General features: G+C 63.5%; 16 protein-coding genes. 7 read left to right on the top strand and 9 right to left on the bottom strand.

Annotation, left to right across the window (positions count from 1 at the left end; genetic code table 11):
* Positions 1–36 precede the first annotated feature (36 nt).
* Positions 37–1,491: a Ppx/GppA phosphatase family protein gene (locus tag AC56LH_RS09445; protein WP_499645708.1), complete on the top strand. Its 1,455-nt coding sequence runs from the start codon at positions 37–39 to the stop codon at positions 1,489–1,491.
* Here the strand turns inward: AC56LH_RS09445 and AC56LH_RS09440 are convergent.
* Positions 1,488–1,955 (bottom strand): SixA phosphatase family protein, encoded by a 468-nt coding sequence (locus AC56LH_RS09440; protein ID WP_499645707.1) that lies wholly within the window; start codon positions 1,953–1,955, stop codon positions 1,488–1,490. The two genes, AC56LH_RS09445 and AC56LH_RS09440, sit on opposite strands and share 4 nt — an antisense overlap.
* The gene (gene ppk1 / locus AC56LH_RS09435) at positions 1,927–4,077 is read right to left on the bottom strand and encodes a polyphosphate kinase 1 (protein ID WP_499645706.1); all 2,151 of its coding nucleotides are present in this window, start codon (positions 4,075–4,077) and stop codon (positions 1,927–1,929) included. The genes AC56LH_RS09440 and ppk1 overlap by 29 nt, the downstream gene beginning before the upstream one ends.
* A 156-nt stretch (positions 4,078–4,233) precedes the next feature.
* Here ppk1 and lepB point away from each other — a divergent pair, with 156 nt between their 5' ends.
* Both lepB and AC56LH_RS09425 read left to right on the top strand, forming a co-directional pair.
* On the top strand, positions 4,234–4,905 hold the full coding sequence (lepB, locus tag AC56LH_RS09430) for a signal peptidase I (RefSeq protein ID WP_499645705.1): 672 nt from the start codon (positions 4,234–4,236) through the stop codon (positions 4,903–4,905).
* Positions 4,906–5,030: 125 nt separating this feature from the next.
* Positions 5,031–6,224, top strand: a complete 1,194-nt coding sequence (locus tag AC56LH_RS09425) for a multidrug effflux MFS transporter (protein ID WP_499645704.1) — start codon at positions 5,031–5,033, stop codon at positions 6,222–6,224.
* A 155-nt stretch (positions 6,225–6,379) separates the two neighbouring features.
* On the opposite strand, the gene smpB is transcribed toward AC56LH_RS09425, so the two are convergent.
* On the bottom strand, positions 6,380–6,829 hold the full coding sequence (smpB, locus tag AC56LH_RS09420) for an SsrA-binding protein SmpB (protein ID WP_482899030.1): 450 nt from the start codon (positions 6,827–6,829) through the stop codon (positions 6,380–6,382).
* A 96-nt stretch (positions 6,830–6,925) separates the two neighbouring features.
* Here smpB and AC56LH_RS09415 point away from each other — a divergent pair, with 96 nt between their 5' ends.
* Together AC56LH_RS09415 and AC56LH_RS09410 are read left to right on the top strand one after the other, a co-directional pair.
* Positions 6,926–7,357, top strand: coding sequence for a type II toxin-antitoxin system RatA family toxin (locus tag AC56LH_RS09415; RefSeq protein ID WP_258834442.1), 432 nt, complete (start codon positions 6,926–6,928; stop codon positions 7,355–7,357).
* Positions 7,350–7,676 (top strand): RnfH family protein, encoded by a 327-nt coding sequence (locus AC56LH_RS09410; RefSeq protein ID WP_499645703.1) that lies wholly within the window; start codon positions 7,350–7,352, stop codon positions 7,674–7,676. Before AC56LH_RS09415 ends, AC56LH_RS09410 begins: the two co-directional genes overlap by 8 nt.
* Here the strand turns inward: AC56LH_RS09410 and AC56LH_RS09405 are convergent.
* Positions 7,648–8,172, bottom strand: coding sequence for a DUF4124 domain-containing protein (locus AC56LH_RS09405; protein ID WP_499645702.1), 525 nt, complete (start codon positions 8,170–8,172; stop codon positions 7,648–7,650). The genes AC56LH_RS09410 and AC56LH_RS09405 overlap by 29 nt on opposite strands.
* 149 nt (positions 8,173–8,321) lie before the next feature.
* On the opposite strand from AC56LH_RS09405, the gene guaB reads away from it, so the two are divergent.
* Positions 8,322–9,782: an IMP dehydrogenase gene (gene guaB, locus AC56LH_RS09400; RefSeq protein ID WP_183552919.1), complete on the top strand. Its 1,461-nt coding sequence runs from the start codon at positions 8,322–8,324 to the stop codon at positions 9,780–9,782.
* A gap of 100 nt (positions 9,783–9,882) precedes the next feature.
* The gene (gene guaA, locus AC56LH_RS09395) at positions 9,883–11,493 is read left to right on the top strand and encodes a glutamine-hydrolyzing GMP synthase (RefSeq protein WP_499454210.1); all 1,611 of its coding nucleotides are present in this window, start codon (positions 9,883–9,885) and stop codon (positions 11,491–11,493) included.
* 492 nt (positions 11,494–11,985) lie between these two features.
* Here the strand turns inward: guaA and proX are convergent, their stop codons facing one another.
* The 5 genes from proX to AC56LH_RS09370 all read right to left on the bottom strand — a co-directional run bounded on the left by proX (position 11,986) and on the right by AC56LH_RS09370 (position 18,242).
* The gene (gene proX / locus AC56LH_RS09390; protein WP_499648438.1) at positions 11,986–12,990 is read right to left on the bottom strand and encodes a glycine betaine/L-proline ABC transporter substrate-binding protein ProX; all 1,005 of its coding nucleotides are present in this window, start codon (positions 12,988–12,990) and stop codon (positions 11,986–11,988) included.
* A 58-nt stretch (positions 12,991–13,048) separates the two neighbouring features.
* Positions 13,049–14,107, bottom strand: a complete 1,059-nt coding sequence (gene proW / locus AC56LH_RS09385) for a glycine betaine/L-proline ABC transporter permease ProW (RefSeq protein WP_499645701.1) — start codon at positions 14,105–14,107, stop codon at positions 13,049–13,051.
* On the bottom strand, positions 14,104–15,339 hold the full coding sequence (gene proV / locus AC56LH_RS09380; protein WP_499645700.1) for a glycine betaine/L-proline ABC transporter ATP-binding protein ProV: 1,236 nt from the start codon (positions 15,337–15,339) through the stop codon (positions 14,104–14,106). The genes proW and proV overlap by 4 nt, the downstream gene beginning before the upstream one ends.
* A gap of 512 nt (positions 15,340–15,851) precedes the next feature.
* Entirely contained in the window at positions 15,852–16,268 is a 417-nt protein-coding gene (locus AC56LH_RS09375) for a hypothetical protein (protein WP_499645699.1), read from the bottom strand.
* 306 nt (positions 16,269–16,574) lie between these two features.
* Positions 16,575–18,242, bottom strand: a complete 1,668-nt coding sequence (locus AC56LH_RS09370) for a sodium:solute symporter family transporter (RefSeq protein WP_499645698.1) — start codon at positions 18,240–18,242, stop codon at positions 16,575–16,577.
* Positions 18,243–18,255 lie beyond the last annotated feature (13 nt).

Genomic DNA, 18,255 nt, shown 5'->3' with positions numbered 1-18,255 from the left:
CCCGCCCAGGCGTCCGGTCATCATCGAAAGGGCCTCATGTTTGCAGCAGTCGACCTCGGGTCCAACAGCTTCCGCCTTCACATCGGCGAGCCGGCCGGTGGCCGCATCCACATCGTGCGCACCGCGCGCGATCCCATCCGCCTGGCGGCCGGTCTCGATGCCGACAACATGCTCAGCGAAGCGGCGATGCGCACCGCGATCCGCTGCCTGCAAGAGTTCCGCAAGATCCTCGACGAGTACCAGCTCGACGCCATGCGCGTGGTCGCCACCAACACGATGCGCGTGGCGAAAAACGCCGACCTGCTGCTGCCGCTGGCCGAGAACGCGATCGGGCACCCGATCGACATCATCTCGGGCGAAGAAGAAGGGCGCCTGATCTACATGGGCGTGGCGCGCGCGATCGAGCGCCACGACGAGCGCCGCCTGGTGATCGACATCGGCGGCGGCTCGACCGAAGTCATCGCCGGCACCGGGGGCGAGATTCAATTGGTCGAATCCTTCGGCATCGGCACCCAGCCGCAAACGCTGGCGTACTTCCCGGACGGGCGCATCACCGCGCACAATTTCGACGCCGCCGTCACGGCCGCGCGCGCCCGCTTCGAAGATGCTGCCTCGCTATACCACGCCAAGGGCTGGGATACCGCTTACGGCTCGTCGGGCACGATGCGGGCGATTTCCGAGGTCATCTCGCGCAATGCCATCGGCGACGGCACGGTCTCGCAGCACAGCCTGCAGGCGCTGCGCGCGATCCTGCTCGATCTGGGTCACGTGGATGCGTTCGTGCTGTCGGGTGTCAAACGCGAGCGCGTGCCCGTGATGGTCGGCGGCCTGACGGTGCTGATCGGCGCGATGCAGGAGCTGAAGGTCGAGCGGCTCACCGCCATCAATGCGGGCCTGCGCCTGGGCGTGCTGTCCGATCTCGAACTGCGCGCGAACCGGCGCGACCGGCGCGACGCCGCGATCCGCGCCTGCATGGGGCGCTTCCGCGTCGACAGCGGCCGCGCGCTGCGCACCGTGGGCATCGCGACGCAGCTGTACGAACGCCTGCAGCCGCAGGGCGAGACGCACCGGCCGTACCTGGCCTGGGCTGCGATGCTGCATGAAATCGGCCTGGCGATCTCGATGAGTGGCGCGCACAAGCATGGCGCCTACATCGTCGAACACGCTGATTTGGGGGGCTTCACAACGCGCGAGCAGCGTATGCTGTCCACGCTGGTCCTGGGTCAGAAGGGCAATCTGCGCAAGATCCGCGAAACGCTGGTGGAGGCCGATCTGGCCAAGGCCGTGCTGGCGCTGCGCCTGGCGATCGTGCTGATGCATGCACGCGCGGACGACGATATCGCCGGCCTGCGCCTGCGCATGCGCTCCCGCATCGACCTGGATCTGCCGGCGGAGCTGATGCGCAAGCACCCGACGCTCGCGCCCTGGTTTGAGAAAGAAGTGCAGGCCTGGGGTGAGGTCGGCGTCCCGTTCCAGGTGCGCCAGGCTTAACGCAGCTTGCCAATCACATCCGGTCCGGCGACGAGCCGGATGTACGGCATGCCGTCGCTGGCCTTGTGCTCGATCCAGAACACGCCGCCCTTGCGGATGCGCCAGTCCTGCTTCTGCCCGCACAATAACAGCGAGGCCACTTCGCCCAGCAGCGGCTGGTGACCGACCACCAGTACCGGCTGCCGGTGCGTTGGCCAGCCGCAGGCCTCGATGATGGCTTCCGCGCTCGATGCCGTACTCAATGCTTCGGCCACCTTGTAGCGCCGCCCCAGCGCGTCGGCCGTCTGCACGCAACGTGTGGCGGGACTGACCAGGATGCGGCATTCGGCCGGCAGCTTGCGCTCCAGCCACGCACCCATGCGGGCGGCGTGGCGCTGGCCTTTGGGCGTCAGCGCGCGGTGTTCGTCGGCCAGTTCAAGCGAGCCTGGCTCGGCTTCAGCGTGGCGCCAGAGGATCAGTTCCATTGTCGATTTCCTTGTTGGGGGCGCTCTCCGCGCCGAGCGTGTCCATCAATACCTGCTGCGCGCTGTAGCCAACCTGCTTGCCGCGCGGCCGGCGGCGGCGGTAGCGGCCATCGCTGCCCAGGTCCCAGGCATTCACGTTGTCCTTCAGGTAGGGCAGCAAGCCTTCGCGCATGATGCGGCGCTTGAGCAGCGGCGCGCGGATCGGGAATGCCACCTCGACCCGGCGGAACAGGTTGCGGTTCATCCAGTCGGCGCTGCTCAGGTACGTGTCGTGTTTCAGGTCGTTGCGGAAGTAGTAGATCCGCGTGTGCTCCAGGAAGCGTCCGACGATCGAGCGCACCTTGATGTTCTCGGACAGGCCGTCGACACCGGGGCGCAGCGCGCAGGCGCCGCGGATGATCAGGTCGATCTTCACGCCCACGCACGACGCGTCGTACAGCGCCTTGATCACCGATTCGTCGGTCAGGGAGTTCATCTTGGCGATGATGCGCCCGGGTTTACCCTGTTTCGCCAGTTCGGTCTCGTTGCGGATCGCGCGCACGATTTCCTTGTGCAGCGAGAACGGCGCCAGCCAGATGCTGGCCAGCTGCTTGGGCCGCGTCATGCTGGTCAGGTGGATGAACACTTCGTTCACGTCCGAGGTCAGGTCCTCGTCGGACGTGAGGATGCCGAAGTCGGTGTAGAACCTCGCCGTGGTGGGGTTGTAGTTGCCGGTGCCAAGGTGCGCGTAACGGCGCAGGCCACTCGGTTCGCGCCGCAGCACGAGCGCCATCTTGGCGTGCGTTTTCAATCCGACGACGCCATACACGACCTGGGCGCCTGCCTTCTCGAGCTTTTCAGCCCAGTTGATATTGGCTTCTTCATCGAATCGCGCCATCAGTTCGACGATGACGGTGACTTCCTTGCCCCGTTCGGCGGCCGTGATCAAGGCCTCGACCAGTTCGGAATTGCTGCCCGCCCGATAGATGGTCTGCTTGATCGCCACCACGTTCGGATCGGCCGCCGCGCACTGGATGAAGTTGATCACCGGCTGGAACGATTCGAACGGGTGGTGCAGCAGCACGTCTTGCTTGCGTAGCGCGGCGAACATGTCGGCGCCCGACAGCTTGCCCGGATAGCCCGACACATACGACGGGAATTTCAGGTCGGGCTGATCGTGCTGGTTGACGATTTCCAGCAGGCGCCCCAGGTTCACCGGGCCATCGACCGTGAACAGGCGGCTGCGATCGATGTCGAACTGGTTGAGCAAAAAGTCGGCCAGGTGAGCAGGGCACGAGCGGCCCACTTCGAGGCGCACGGCAAATCCGTACTGGCGGCCATGCAGCTCGCTTTGCAGCGCCTGGCGCAGGTTTTTCACTTCTTCTTCGTCCACCCACAGGTCGCTGTTGCGCGTGACCCGGAACTGCGAATACGACACTACTTCGCGGCCCGTGAACAGGTCGGCCATGTGCGACTGGATCACCGACGACAGCAGGCAGTACGAGCTGCCCGGCTTGTCCGACAGGTCGTCCGGCAGGCGGATCACGCGCGGCAGCACGCGCGGCGCCTTCATGATGGCGATGCCCGAGCCGCGCCCGAACGCATCCTTGCCACTGAGCTCGACGATGAAATTCAGGCTCTTGTTGATCACACGCGGGAACGGGTGCGCCGGGTCGAGGCCAATGGGCGTCAGCAGCGGGCGCACTTCACGGTCGAAGTACTGCTTGACCCACGCGCGCTGGGCCGGGTTGCGCTCGCTGCGGTGCAGGAGGTGGATGCCCTGGTCGGACAGTTGCGGCAGGATTTCGTGATTGAACAGTGCGTACTGGCGCGCGATCAGGTGACGGCATTCGACGCTGGCGCGTTCGAGGTCGGCGGCCAGGGTCTCGGGCAGTTCGCTGTCGTTGCGGTCGATCTGGTAGGTGGCGAGCAGGCTGGCCACGCGCACTTCGAAGAATTCGTCCAGGTTGCTCGCGACGATGCACAGAAAGCGCAGGCGCTCGAGCAGTGGCACGGTGGGGTCTTCCGCCTGTGCCAGCACGCGGCGGTTGAATTCGAGCAGCGACAGCTCGCGATTCAAATAGGCGCTGCCGTCGGAGAATTGTTTCAGGTCAGCCTCGGTGGCCTTTTTTTTCATATCCATGGTCTGCGGTCGTAGTCGTCCCGCAATCAGTCTAGTTGTCGAATATGACAGCGTGGTGACACTGCTGTCAGGATTGCGTGGTTAACGAAAGGCTAAGCATTGACCGTTGATCGACATTTACCATCGATGGCTTCATCACTCAATCAGGAGCAGTCCGTGATCAATCTTGTCCGCGCCAACAAGGGCTTTCTGCTGTTTCTGCTGCTGTTTGGCGTCTTTCGCACCGCGGTCGCCGACTGGAGCCCGATTCCATCCGGGTCGATGCGCCCCAATCTGCTCGAGGGCGACGTCGTGTTCATCAACCGGCTGGCATACGACCTCAAGATACCACTGACTGAACGGCAAGTGGCGCACCTTGGCGATCCTGTCCGTGGCGACGTGGTCGTGTTTTATTCGCCGCGTGACGGTACGCGCCTGATCAAGCGTGTGCTGGCGCTGCCGGGCGATGTGGTCGAGATGCGCGATGACCGCTTGCGCATCAACGGGGAGGGGGCCGCCTATGCGCTGGTCGGGAGCGCACGCGAGCTGGCTGGCGGACGCGAGGTCGACGCCATGCGGCTCAGCGAATCCGTGGGCGGCGCGCACCAGCGCGTACAACTGCTGCCGCGCGTGCCCGCGCTGCGTGACATCGCGCTGCTCCGCATACCGCCCGGCCAGTACCTGATGCTCGGCGATAACCGCAACAACAGCGCCGATTCGCGCGTGATCGGCCTGGTGCCGCGTGCGAAGCTGCTTGGCCGCGCTGAACGCATCCTGGTCTCGGCTGACTATCAACACGACTGGATGCCCCGTTTCGAGCGCTTCGGCATGGCGCTGCGCACCCGCTGAAAACAGGGCGGCGGCAGATCGTGGCGGCCGAAATCGATTACAATCGCAGCCCTCCCATGCCCGTCACCCGTCACCCGGCCCCCATGCATCGTGCAGCGCCGGCATGTTTTCCGAAAGCGCCGTCCATGCAAAAACTCCTCACCGTCATTCTCGCCTGCCTCGGCATGGTCGGGGCCCTGGCCATCGACACCTACCTGCCGTCGATGCCGGCCATCGGCGCCGAATTCGCGGTGGGCCCGGTCGCGGTGCAGCAGACGCTGAGCGTGTTCCTGTTTACGTTTGCGTTCATGATGCTGTTCTACGGGACGCTGTCCGATTCGTTTGGCCGCCGTCCGGTGATCCTGACCGCGCTGACGGTCTACACGCTGGCCTCCATCGGCGCGGCCTGGGCGCCGAGCTTCGGCTGGCTGCTCGTGTTTCGCGCGCTCCAGGGCCTGTCGGCCGGCGCAGGCTCGGTGATCGGCCAGGCCATCGTGCAGGACCGCTTTTCGGGCGCGCAGGCGCAGCGCATGATGTCGCACATCATGATGGTGTTCGGCCTCGCGCCGGCGATCGCACCGGTCCTGGGCGGCTGGCTGCACGTGACCTTCGGCTGGCGTTCGTCGTTCGTGTTCCTGGCGGTGTTCGGCGCGCTGCTGATCCTGGTCTGCCTGAAGTTCCTGCCCGAGAGCCTGCCCCGTGAAAAGCGCCAGGGGTTCCATCCCGGGACCATCGGCCGCAACTACGTCAAGGTGCTGCGCCATCCGCAGTTCGTCCTGCTCTCGCTCGCGCTTGGCCTCGCGTTTTCGGGTCTCTCGCTGTACATCGGCTCGGCCTCGAACTTCGTGATGGTGATCCTCGGCCTGCCCGAGACGGCGTTTGCCTGGATGTTCATCCCGTTGGTCGGCGGCATGGTGGTCGGCTCGGCCTGGGGCGGCAAGCGCGCGCACAAAAGCACGCCGACCCGGATGATGTGGCTGGGCTTTGGCGTGATGGCGCTGGGCGCGGCGTTCAATGTCGGCTACAACGCGCTGTTCACCGCTGCGGTGCCGTGGGCCGTGCTGCCGCTGTTTATCTACACGTTCGGGCTGTCGGTCGCGATGCCGGCGATCCAGATCACGGCGCTGGGCCTGTTCCCGGACAACCGCGGCCTGGCCTCGTCGATGATCGGCTTCATCCAGATGATGTCATTCGCACTGGTCTCGGGGCTGGTGGCGCCGCTGCTGTTCCATAGCGCGCTGCACCTGGCGCTGGGCGTGGCGGGCGGGCTGGCGTTGAGCTTCGGTGCCTGGCGCCTGTCGGTGCGCATGGCGGTCAAACCTGCCGTCGTTGCTGCCTGAGTGATGGCGGCACGGCGCACGCCGTTGGCCGCGCCGAGGAGGTCAGGGCGCAGACGTACGCGCCCCCGCTACTGTTCCCGATCCGTGATCTGGAATTGATCGCGCTGACCGGCGCTCGCGTGCAGGCGTTACCGGCACGCGGCGCGTAGAACGGCTTAGCGCCGGTTGGTCTTCATCGCCGCAGCGACCTCGCGCTTGGCGTCGCGGTCTTTCTCGGTCGAGCGCTTGTCATGCTGCTTCTTGCCCTTGGCCAGGCCGATCTCGCACTTCACGTTGCCCTTCTTGAAGTGCAGGTTCAGCGGCACCAGCGTGTAGCCGGAACGCTCCACCTTGCCGATCAGCTTATCGATCTCGGCGCGGTGCAGCAGCAGCTTGCGCGAGCGCAGCGCCTCGGGGTGGCTGAAGCTCGACGTGGTCGTCAGTGCGCTGACGTGCGCACCGAACAGGTACAGCTCGTTGTCACGGACGAGCACGTAGGCTTCCTTGATCTGCACCCGGCTTTCGCGGATGGCCTTGACTTCCCAACCCTCCAGCACGAGACCTGCCTCGTAGCGGTCTTCGATGAAGTAGTCAAAAAATGCTTTTTTATTGTCAGCGATGCTCATGAAAAGGCGAAAATTCGCGTGTCGGTTAAACTACTGCTATTGCGCCAACGGTGGCGCCACTTGCAAACGACCCCCATCATAACAAACGGTTGACCAATGGCAGTAGTGCACAAATCAGTTTTCCTTGGCTATAGCGCAGAACAGATGTTCGACCTCGTTGCCAAAGTCGAAGATTATCCCAAGTTTCTTCCCTGGTGCAGTGGCGTGAACATCGTCGAACGCACCGATGACAAGCTCGTCGCGGCCCTGCAAATTAATTTTCACGGCGTCAAGCAGAGCTTCACGACATCGAACCACAACCAGCGCCCGACCCAGATGAAGATGCACCTGGTCGACGGCCCGTTCAAGCTGCTCGAGGCAACCTGGAGCTTCAAGTCGCTGCGCGCCGATGCCTGCAAGATCGAGTTCGACATGCAGTACGAGTTCTCCAGCATGATCCTGGCGCAGATCGTCGGGCCCGTGTTCGGCATGATCGCCAACAGCATGGTCGATTCGTTCTGCAAGCGTGCCGAGGTCGTGTATGGCTGATGTCGTGCCTGCACTGCTCGGCATCTCGGTCTGCTATGCCAGCGACAAGGTCGAGTGGCTGCGCGAGCTGCAGGTAGAGCCGGGTACGACGATCGGCATCGCCATCGAGCGCAGCGGCGTGCTGGAGGCCTTCCCGGATATCAATCTGACAACGCAGCCGGTGGGCATCTACGCCAAGAAGAAGACGCTCGACACGGTGCTGCGCGAGCGCGACCGCATCGAGATCTACCGGCCGCTCGTGGCCGACCCAAAAGAGTCGCGCCGCAAGCGCGCGGCCAGGCGCGAAGGCGCTAGCGGCAGTCCTGCAGCGCCTGACTGACCTGCGCGGCCCGCGTGGCGCGCTCGGCATCCGTCATATAACTTTTCTGGCCATCCTGGCCGTAGCGCGCGATGCGCGTGCCGGACGCGAGCTGCGCCTGCGTCTCGCGCGCAGCGTTGCAGCGCTCTGCTAACTGGCGCGCACGCTGCGCTTCTTCCTGCGCTTTCAGATTGGCCTCGTCACGCGCCTTGGCGCGCGCGCGGTAGGCGGCTTCCTGCTCGGCCAGTGTGGGCGGGCCCTTCGGTGGCAGCGGCTTGGCGGCTGGATCAGCGGCTGCCCCTTCCGCCGGCATTGCGGCAGGGGGCGTCGGCGCCAGTTCGGGCGCGGCGCGGCCCGGCGCCTTGACGATCTTGCTGGCGGGCGTGCCGGGCGGCGGCGGACGATCCGAATACTGGCGCGTGCCGCCAGGTCCGATCCAGACATACTGTGCTTGCGCGGCCGTGGCGGCAAGGAAGAGCAGGGTGGCGCCGAGGGCGCGGTACGGCATACGCGACATAGAAATTGCTCCTGAGAATTAACAGATTTCGCCATGCTTCGGCCTGGCTGTCAATCGCAAACCGTACCGCACCAACTAAATTTGGGTCAGGCCGGCGACGGAAATCACGGGTTTCTGTATAATTCGCTTTTGCGCCTATAGGAAATACTATGCGTCTCCTCCAAAAAGCACTCACCTTCGATGACGTGCTGCTCGTCCCGGCCTACTCCAACGTTCTTCCGGCCCAAACTTCCCTGCGCACCAAGCTTACCCGCAATATCACCCTGAACATTCCGCTGCTGTCCGCCGCGATGGACACCGTGACCGAAGCGAACCTGGCGATCGCCATGGCGCAAGAAGGCGGTATCGGTATCATCCACAAGAATCTCCGTCCAGCCGACCAGGCGCGCGAAGTCGCGCGGGTCAAGCGCTTCGAAGCGGGCGTGCTGCGCGATCCGATCACGATTCCACCGACCATGAAGATCCGCGAAGTGCTGGCGCTGTCGCAACAGCATGGCATCAGCGGCTTCCCGGTGGTCGAGGGCAACCAGGTCGTCGGCATCATCACCAACCGCGACCTGCGTTTCGAGGAAGACCTGGAAGCCGAAGCGCGCGCCAAGATGACGCCGCGCGACAAGCTCGTCACGGTCAAGGAAGACGCGGACACGGCCGAAGCCAAGCGCCTGATGAACAAGCACCGCCTCGAGCGTGTGGTCGTCATCAACGACAACTTCGAGCTGCGCGGCCTGATCACCGTCAAGGATATCCAGAAGTCGCACGAACACCCGCTGGCCTCCAAAGATTCGCAGGGCAAGCTGCTCGTGGGCGCCGCTGTCGGCGTCGGCGAGCGCGATGAAGAGCGCATCGAACTGCTGGTCGCCGCCGGCGTGGACGTGCTGGTGGTCGACACCGCCCACGGCCACTCGCAGGGCATTCTTGACCGCGTACGCTGGATCAAGGACCGTTACCCGCACGTGGACGTCATCGGCGGCAATATCGCTACCGCATCGGCTGCGCTGGCGCTGGTTGAAGCGGGCGCTGATGCGGTCAAGGTTGGCATCGGCCCTGGCTCGATCTGCACCACCCGCATCGTTGCCGGCGTGGGCGTGCCGCAGATCACCGCGATCTCGAATGTTTCCGAAGCACTCGAAGGCACGGGCGTGCCATGCATCGCCGACGGCGGCATCCGCTTCTCGGGCGACATCTCGAAAGCACTGGCGGCAGGCGCGCACACCGTCATGATGGGCAGCATGTTCGCCGGTACCGAAGAAGCGCCGGGCGAAGTCATCCTGTACCAGGGCCGCAGCTACAAATCGTACCGCGGCATGGGTAGCCTGGGCGCGATGGCCGACGGTTCGGCCGACCGCTACTTCCAGGAAGCGTCGAGCAAGGCCGACAAGTTCGTGCCCGAAGGTATCGAAGGCCGCGTGGCCTACAAGGGCAGCGTGCTGGCGATCATCTTCCAGCTGATCGGCGGCGTGCGCCAGTCGATGGGTTACTGCGGTTGCAGCACCATCGAAGAGCTGCGCTCGAAAGCCGAATTCGTCGAGATCACGTCGGCCGGCATGCGCGAATCGCACGTGCACGATGTGCAGATCACGAAAGAAGCGCCGAACTACCGTTCGGAGTAATCGACCTTCGACGCGGCCATTGATGGCCGCGTTTCCTATGGTGGCTGGCGAGGCCAGCCACCATACGTTTCGCTCACCACCGACCACATTAAGCTTCCCTATGCATTCGAAAATCCTCATCCTCGATTTCGGCTCCCAGGTCACCCAGCTGATCGCCCGCCGCGTGCGCGATGCCGGCGTCTTCTCCGAAGTCTTCCCCTACGACGTCAGCGACGAATTCGTCCGCAACTACGGCGCCTCGGGCATCATCCTGTCGGGCAGCCACAATTCGACGCTCGAAGGCGATTCGCCACGCGCGCCGCAGGCCGTGTTCGAAGCCGGCGTGCCGGTGCTGGGCATCTGCTACGGCATGCAGACCATGGCGGCCCAACTGGGCGGCAAGGTCGAAAACGGCCTGAAGCGCGAATTCGGCTACGCCGAAGTGCGCGCCCGTGGCCATACGGCGCTGCTCAACGGCATCAATGACTTCGTCACCGACGAAGGCCACGGCATGCTCAAGGTCTGGATGAGCCACGGCGACAAGGTCCTGGACATGCCCGAAGGCTTCAAGCTGATGGGTTCGACCGACAGCTGCCCGATCGCCGCGATGGCCGACGAAGAGCGCCGTTTCTACGCGCTGCAATTTCACCCGGAAGTCACGCACACGACGCAGGGCGAAGCCATCATCGGCCGCTTCGTGCACGAGATCTGCGGTTGCAAGTCGGACTGGAACATGCCGGACTACATCGGCGAAGCCGTCGAAAAGATCCGTGCACAGGTCGGCACCGACGACGTGATCCTGGGCCTGTCGGGCGGCGTCGACTCGAGCGTCGCCGCTGCACTGATCCACCGCGCGATCGGTGACCAGCTCACTTGCGTCTTTGTCGACCACGGCCTGCTGCGCAAGGACGAAGGCAAGATGGTCATGAGCATGTTCGAAAAGAACCTGGGCGTGAAAGTGATCCGCATCGATGCTGAAGACCAGTTCATGGGCCACCTGGCCGGCGTGAACGATCCCGAGCAGAAGCGCAAGATCATCGGCCGCGAGTTCGTTGAAGTGTTCCAGGTCGAAGCGGGCAAGCTGACCAATGCCAAGTGGCTGGCGCAGGGCACGATCTACCCGGACGTCATCGAGTCGGCCGGCAAAGGTAAGAAAGGCCAGACGATCAAGAGCCACCACAATGTGGGCGGCCTGCCAGAGACACTGAACCTGCAACTGCTCGAGCCGCTGCGCGAACTGTTCAAGGACGAAGTGCGCAAACTCGGCGTCGCGCTGGGCCTGCCGCATGACATGGTCTACCGTCACCCGTTCCCGGGCCCGGGCCTGGGCGTGCGCATCTTGGGCGAAGTCAAGAAAGAGTTCGCCGACCTGCTGCGTGAAGCCGATGCGATCTTCATCGAAGAGCTGCGCAACACGCCGTTCGAAGTACCGCACGTGCCGGGCATCGATGCCGGCAAGGCGCCGCTGAATTGGTATGAAGCGACCAGCCAGGCGTTTGCCGTGTTCCTGCCAGTGAAATCGGTGGGCGTGATGGGCGATGGCCGCACGTATGAATATGTCGTTGCGCTGCGCGCGGTGCAGACGCTGGACTTCATGACGGCGCAATGGGCGCATCTGCCGCATGCGTTGATGGGCAAGGTGTCGAACCGCATCATCAATGAGGTGCGGGGGATTAACCGCGTTGTGTATGATATTTCGGGGAAGCCGCCGGCGACGATTGAGTGGGAGTGAGGTTTCCTGCTTAAATCATTCCTAGGAAGATTTTAGAAAAGCTCGCTTCGGCGAGCTTTTTTGTTAATGCCTGCTGATGTCGGCGCATCGAGCAGGGTGCTCGGCAACACAGGATAGGCAGCTGTAGTGCTCGTCTCCGCGATGTTTTTTGCTTCGTGATGCTTTGCCGATTGCTTGCGTTCTTCGCTGGAAGGCTATGCCATGTCCGACACGAATGCATGAAATATGCAGAAGGTTGGAGATCGATCGGAGCGGGCGAAACACCAGCAGACATTTAAAAATGTAACTAACCAACGTGTAACCCAAAAAAGGCAGAAGACTTTTACGCCAACAATACCGATAACGCGCCAGTCAATCAACCAGGCTTACAGGGTGGGGGTGACGGCCATGCAGATCACATTCAGCGTACCGTCGGTTCAGGCAACCAAAAGGGCGCCGGCAGGCCAATCGCAATCACTGCGTCCTGATGGCGCCCCCGCGACTACGGCGATGTTACGGCGTCGCCGCCGCCCGCGCCTGCGCAATCCAGCCATCGAATTCCTTCTGATGGAACTTGATCCACCCCGACACATGGCGCGCGATATCCGCCTGGGCATTCTCACCGCTGCGCATCCGCGCATTCTGCGCATCGATATCGGCAATCGGCAAGCGCATCACTTGGAACAGCTTCACGGCTGCCGGGTTCTTCCCGGCCCACGCACGGTTCACGACAAAGCGCGTCGTGTTGATGGCAAAGCCGTAGTCGCTGCCATCGGCCATGCGTGTATCGGGCTTGCCCGGATACGCCGTCTTCGGCGCCTGTAGCCAGACGACATCCTTGCCAGGGATCAGGACGCCATTAACCCAGTAGGGCGTCCAGGCGTAGTACAGGATCGGCGAGCCGCGCTTGTAGCGGCCGATGGTATCGGCGATCAGTGCGGAGTAATTCCCCTGCACATGCGTGACCGTGCCGCGCAGCTTGAAGCCGTCCATATGCTGCTCGATCATCGCTTCGCAGCCCCAGCCGGGATTGCAGCCGGCCATGTCCGCTTTGCCGTCGCCATCGTTGTCAAACAGCTTGGCGAGGCGCGGCTCGCGCAGTTGGCCGATATTGGTAATGCCGTACTTGTCGGCGGTGGCCTTGTCGATCAGGTAGCCCTGGGCTGCCGGTCCGGCGTACTCGCCCATGCGGAGCAGTTTGGCGTCGCCACCCGCGTTGTCATAGAAATCCTTGTGCAAGGGATCCCAGTGCACCGCCAGGAACGTGGCATCGCCATTGGCAATGGCGACGTGGGCCGTGGGATATTCCACCTCCTTGATGGGTTGCGGTACGTAGCCGAGCGCTGCCAGCGCGCGGTCGACCAGCATGGTCTGGAACGTCTCTTCGGCAACCGGGCTTTGCAGCGCTTGCACCTTGATCCCCTTCCCGGGAAGGGCGTCTGCCGGCGTTTGCGCCATGGCGAGGTGGGTCGTCAACGCCAGGGCGCCCAGTGCGATGGTGGCGATCCAGCGAAACATGCGTCGTGACTGGTGTTTGATCGTAAATTTTTTCATGCGATGCATTCGTGGTCCTTTTTTATGATGGTTGCTTGCCGCGCGTCAGGCGCAGGATGAGCCCGGCCGGGCCAGTCTGGTACCAGTGGCGTACGCCACGACGCGGCTGTCCCATCGATTGCGTCAAGCGGTCCAGCGTGATGGCCAGCAGCACGATGCCCAGGCCGCCCACGGTTGCAAGACCCATGTCCAGGCGGCCGATGCCGCGCAAGACCATCTGGCCCAGGCCGCCGACGGCGATCATCGAAGCGATCACGACCATCGACAGCGACAGCATCAGCGACTGGTTGATGCCGGCCATGATCGACGGCATTGCCAGCGGAAACTGGACGCGGCTCAGCAACTGCCACGGCGAAGCGCCGTAGGCGCGCGCCGCCTCGATCAGGTCGGGCCGCACCTGGCGAATACCGAGATTGGTCAGGCGCACCAGCGGCGGCAGGGCAAAGATGATGGTCACGATCACGCCCGGCGCGTTACCGATACCAAACAGCATCACGACCGGCACCAGATAGACAAAGGCCGGCGTCGTCTGCATGGCATCAAGCAGCGGCCGCAGGAGATTCTGGGCTCGGTCGCTGCTGGCCAGGAAAATCCCCAGCGGCAAGCCGATCACCATGCAGAACGCGAGCGAGGTCAGCACCAGCGACAGCGTGATCATGGCGTCGGACCAGATGCCCAGCATTGACACGATCAACAGCGCCACCACGGTGCCGATGGCGAGCGTGCGGGTGGTGAATTGCCAGGCCAGCACGCCGATGACGGCGATCACCGCGAGCGCTGGCGCAGCCAGCAACAGTGCGCTGACGGCGTCGAGCGTGGCGTCGATGGGGGCGCGCACGATCTGGAAGAATGGGCGGAAGTGTTCGACCACCCAGCCCAGCGCGTCATTGATCCCGGACTGGAGCGACAGCGAGCCGTTCAGCAGGTCGGACAGCCCGGCGCCAGCCTGATCGGGCGAGGCGGCCGGCGCGGCATCGAGCCATGAGGTATCGCGCGGCGGCGTCGGCAGCCATGGATTGATTTGCGCAGCTTGTGGGGCGACGGCTTGGGTCGCGGTCGCGGTAGCGGTGCCGGAATTCATGCTTGTCCTTTCGGGTTGTTTGGTGCAGCGAGGGGCGGCGTATCGCGGTCGAGGAACTTCAGCAGGGTGGTCTTGCTGATGGCGCCGCGGTATTTGCCGTCGTTCGTCACGACGGGCACGCCATACGGCATCTGCGCGACCTGGCCGAACAGGCCGGCCACCGGTTCATCGGCATCGATGGTCGTGACATCGGGCAGGTAGGCATGCGCCAGACCCAGCGGGCCGACGTGGCCGTCGAGGGCGCTGCGCAGCGAGTCGGCCGAAACCACGCCCAGGAATTTCTGCTGCGGGTCGACGACGTAGGCGTAGGCCCGATCCTGCTCTTCCAGCATCGACAGCGCGGCGCGCGAACCGCGCGCCGGCGACTCCGCCACGACGATCTGGCTTTTACGGGCGATATCGCCGGCCTTGAACACGGCGGCGGCATCGACGCCGCGCACGAAGTTGCGCACGTAGTCGTTGGCAGGCTGGCGCAGGATGTCTTCCGGCGTGCCCACTTGCACGACATGCCCGTCCTTCATGATGGCGACCCGGTCGCCGATGCGCATCGCTTCGTCGAGATCGTGCGAGATGAACACGATGGTGCGGCGCTTGATCTGCTGCAGGCGCAGCAGCTCCGATTGCATCTCGGTGCGCATGATCGGATCGAGTGCCGAAAACGCCTCGTCCATCAGCAGGATGGCGGGATCGCACGCCAGCGCGCGGGCCAGACCCACGCGTTGCTGCATGCCGCCCGATAACTCGTCCGGATAGCTGGCGCCGTACCCGGCCAGGCCCACCTGGTCCAGCGCCTGCAAGGCCAGCGCATGGCGCTCGGCCTTCGGCGTGCCGGCCAGTTCCATGCCGAATGCCGTGTTGTCGAGCACGGTAAGTTGCGGCAGCAGCGCGAACGACTGGAACACCATGCTGATGTCCTTGCGGCGCAGTGCGCGCAACTGGGCGTCGGGCAGGGTGTTGATGTCATTGCCGTCGATCAGGATGCGCCCGGCGGTTGGCTCGATGAGGCGATTGAGCATGCGCACCATGGTCGACTTGCCCGAGCCGGACAAACCCATGATGACGAAAATTTCGCCGGCTTCAATCGTGAAGCTGGCGTCGAACACGCCGATGGTGCAGGCGGTCTGGGCCAGGATGTCCTGCTTGCTGGCGCCCTGGCGAACCAGGTCCAGGGCGGCTTCCGGCTGATCGCCGAAGACTTTGAAGACCTGGTCGATGATGATTTGTTTTGCCACGGTGTGGTTCTCCCTCGATCTGTCGAATGAAATGAAATCGCCGCAGGCATCGAGGCCCGCGGCGGAGATCGCGACATGGTGTTGATGCAGACAGCGCGTGCCTGGCCTGTCGACGCGGCGACAATGCCAAAGGCGTGCCGGCGCTTGCGGTGTGCGCAATGCGTGCCGGGTGCTGTGTGCGTGTTAATGACGCTGAGTGCCGTTCAACCGCCATGCGGCGAACGTTGCTTGATGCGGGCGGTTGGCCCGAGGTTCGGCTCCCATGCACGGCATGGAAAACGATCGATAGCAGATGTGCTATCAGGGGTTTTGTTGTAAAAGGGCCGCAATTATATCAGCAATCATGTCAAAGGCCAATTGCTTTTTGCGGTGAAACATGGTTGCTAAATGGGTTGCAAGGGTTGGTGCATCGCCTTGCCGGGCCTGACGGTGGTCGCATCGGCATGAAAGCCGATCCGGCGCGGCGCGCGATGGGGCGGGCGGGCGGGCAGGTGGCCGGCCCGCGCGGCTGATTACAGTGGCAAAGTCTGGCTGCGCTCCTGCAGCAGTCTGGCATAGGTGCCCGGCTGATGCTGCTGCAGGAAATTGAGTGATTCGACCGCCTTTCCCAGAGCTTCATCCGCGGCCGCCGCCTTGAGTTCCTCGATCTTGCGCGTCGCCTCGGCGATCCGGTGCACCGTCCTTGTCACGTGGTCTGGCAGGTCGGCGTTTTCGGCCAGGGCCAGGATGACATCATTGAGCCATCCGATCTGCTTGCCGTAGCTTGCGATCTCGTTGACCACTCTGGCTTCGATGGCCTGGTCGCCGCCATCGTTGATGGTCAGCGAGGGCGAGAACATCGGCGCCGAAATCCGCTCCGCGACGTTGCCGGACAGCGGCAATTGAAACGCCCCGAACCAGGAAGAAAATGGATTGTATGGCGCAGGCATAAGGGCCTTTCGGTGAGGGAGCGCAGGCGACCACCGACAGCGGCCGCGACAAGCCAGACTACGTCGGTCGAATCGAAACATCAAGCACCCGCGCTGCTAGCCTATCGATCGTCTGACGCACCAACCGCACGCCCACCACCAGCCGGGGTCAGGTCTGACATTCGGACACGAACCCGGCTGTAAGCACAACCACAGCCGGGGTCAGGTCTGACATTTGGACACGAACCCGGCTGTGAGCAGCGGTCGCGCTGTTAGTCTCATTCCTTCCAGCGACAGATCGAGCTGGCGCGACAACGTCCCTTCAAACTACCAACCCCCGTAAATCGCCACCAGCACCGCAAAAATCACCACCGAACCAACCGCAAAACCCCGATCAACCCGGAACATCGACCCATCAATCACCATGCGCTTGTGGCTGCCGTCGCGCTGCGCCGTCGTGCTCAAGACAACCATGCCGATGACCACCATCACAAACACGATCAGCATCCGGTCAAGAAAAGGGATCTCGTAGACGCCAGCGCCGTTATTGACCGCAAACCCAATCGGCGCCAGAAACCCCAGGTCCATCACCAGCGGCAAGAACTTGAGAAACACCGAAAACACCAGCCCGCCAATCGTGGCAAACATGGCCGCCGCAGCGGTGGTCTTGCGCCAGTAAAAGCCCAGCAAAAACATCGCGAGGATGCCGGGCGAGACGAAGCCGGTGTATTCCTGGATGTACTGGAAGCCGCCTTTCTTGTCGATCCCCAGCAAGGGCGCGAGCAGCACGGCAATGGCCATCGCCGCCACCACCGAGATCCGGCCGATCCAGACCATGCGCTGCTCGCTGGCCCCGCGGTTGACGTGCTTGTTGTAGACGTCGAGGGTGAAGATCGTCGCGACGCTGTTGGCCTTGCCGGCCAGCGACGCGACGACTGCCGCAACCAGGGCGGCGAATGCCAGGCCCTTGAGCCCGGCCGGCAGCAGGGCCAGCAGGGTGGGATAGGCGCGGTCCGGATTCAGTTCGCCACCGGGGCGCATCGCGTCGCCAAGCGTGCCGGACTTGTCGAGCGCATAGGCTGCAATGCCCGGCAAGACCACGATCACCGGCATCAGCAGCTTGAGGAATGCCGCGAACAGCAGGCCCTTGCGCGCCGTGTGCAGGTTGGCGCCCAGCGCGCGCTGGACGATGTACTGGTTGCAGCCCCAATAGTTGAGGTTCACGATCAGCATGCCACCGATGATGGTCGACATGCCAGGCAGATCCATGTAGTTGGGATCATCGCGCGTGAGCACCATATTAAAATGCTCGCCGGCGCGCAGATACAGCTCGCTCAGGCCGCGCACCGCACCCTGACCACCGGCCAGCGCCGCCACCAGGTCGAGCGCGATCCAGGTCGTAACGAGCCCGCCGATCACCAGGCACAGCACCTGGATCACATCGGTGTAGCCGATCACCTTCATGCCGCCCAGCGTGATTACGGTTGCGAACACGGCCAGGAACAGCATGCAGGCCAGCACATTCAGGCCGGCGATGCTGCTGATCGCCAGCGCGCCCAGGTACAGGATGGCAGTAAGGTTGACCACTACATACAGGCCAAGCCAGAACACCGCCATCGTTGCCGCCACCGCCGGGCCGTAGCGCTGCTCGAGGAATTGCGGCATCGTATAGATGCGGTTCTTCAGGTAGATCGGCATGAAGAACACGGCAACGATGACCAGGGTCGCCGCGGACATCAGCTCATACACTGCGATCGCCATCCCGATGCGAAAGCCTGCGCCGCTCATGCCGATGAACTGCTCGGCCGAGATGTTCGATGCGATCAACGAGGCGCCGATGGCCCACCACGTGAGCGACCCTTCGGCCAGAAAGAAGTCGTGGGTGGCCTTGCCGGACGAGCGTTTCTTGCTCCAGTAGATCCAGATGCCGTAGGCCGAAATGACCACGAAGTAGATGAGAAAGACGATGGTGTCGAGGCTGGTGAATGAGGTCATGATCGTGTCGTGT

It is taken from the genome of Telluria sp. LT1R51-2, assembly GCF_059685775.1.
Note: the sequence above shows the minus strand (reverse complement) of the source record. Positions and strands in the feature narration are given on the sequence as shown.

Bases quoted from the DNA above. Each gene is read 5' to 3' on its own strand.
- AC56LH_RS09445 (WP_499645708.1), top strand. From the start codon at position 37: ATGTTTGCAGCAGTCGACCTCGGGTCCAACAGCTTCCGCCTTCACATC.
- AC56LH_RS09440 (WP_499645707.1), bottom strand. From the start codon at position 1,955: ATGGAACTGATCCTCTGGCGCCACGCTGAAGCCGAGCCAGGCTCGCTT.
- ppk1 (WP_499645706.1), bottom strand. From the start codon at position 4,077: ATGGATATGAAAAAAAAGGCCACCGAGGCTGACCTGAAACAATTCTCC.
- AC56LH_RS09425 (WP_499645704.1), top strand. From the start codon at position 5,031: ATGCAAAAACTCCTCACCGTCATTCTCGCCTGCCTCGGCATGGTCGGG.
- smpB (WP_482899030.1), bottom strand. From the start codon at position 6,829: ATGAGCATCGCTGACAATAAAAAAGCATTTTTTGACTACTTCATCGAA.
- AC56LH_RS09415 (WP_258834442.1), top strand. From the start codon at position 6,926: ATGGCAGTAGTGCACAAATCAGTTTTCCTTGGCTATAGCGCAGAACAG.
- AC56LH_RS09410 (WP_499645703.1), top strand. From the start codon at position 7,350: ATGGCTGATGTCGTGCCTGCACTGCTCGGCATCTCGGTCTGCTATGCC.
- AC56LH_RS09405 (WP_499645702.1), bottom strand. From the start codon at position 8,172: ATGTCGCGTATGCCGTACCGCGCCCTCGGCGCCACCCTGCTCTTCCTT.
- guaB (WP_183552919.1), top strand. From the start codon at position 8,322: ATGCGTCTCCTCCAAAAAGCACTCACCTTCGATGACGTGCTGCTCGTC.
- guaA (WP_499454210.1), top strand. From the start codon at position 9,883: ATGCATTCGAAAATCCTCATCCTCGATTTCGGCTCCCAGGTCACCCAG.
- proX (WP_499648438.1), bottom strand. From the start codon at position 12,990: ATGTTTCGCTGGATCGCCACCATCGCACTGGGCGCCCTGGCGTTGACG.
- proW (WP_499645701.1), bottom strand. From the start codon at position 14,107: ATGAATTCCGGCACCGCTACCGCGACCGCGACCCAAGCCGTCGCCCCA.
- AC56LH_RS09375 (WP_499645699.1), bottom strand. From the start codon at position 16,268: ATGCCTGCGCCATACAATCCATTTTCTTCCTGGTTCGGGGCGTTTCAA.
- AC56LH_RS09370 (WP_499645698.1), bottom strand. From the start codon at position 18,242: ATGACCTCATTCACCAGCCTCGACACCATCGTCTTTCTCATCTACTTC.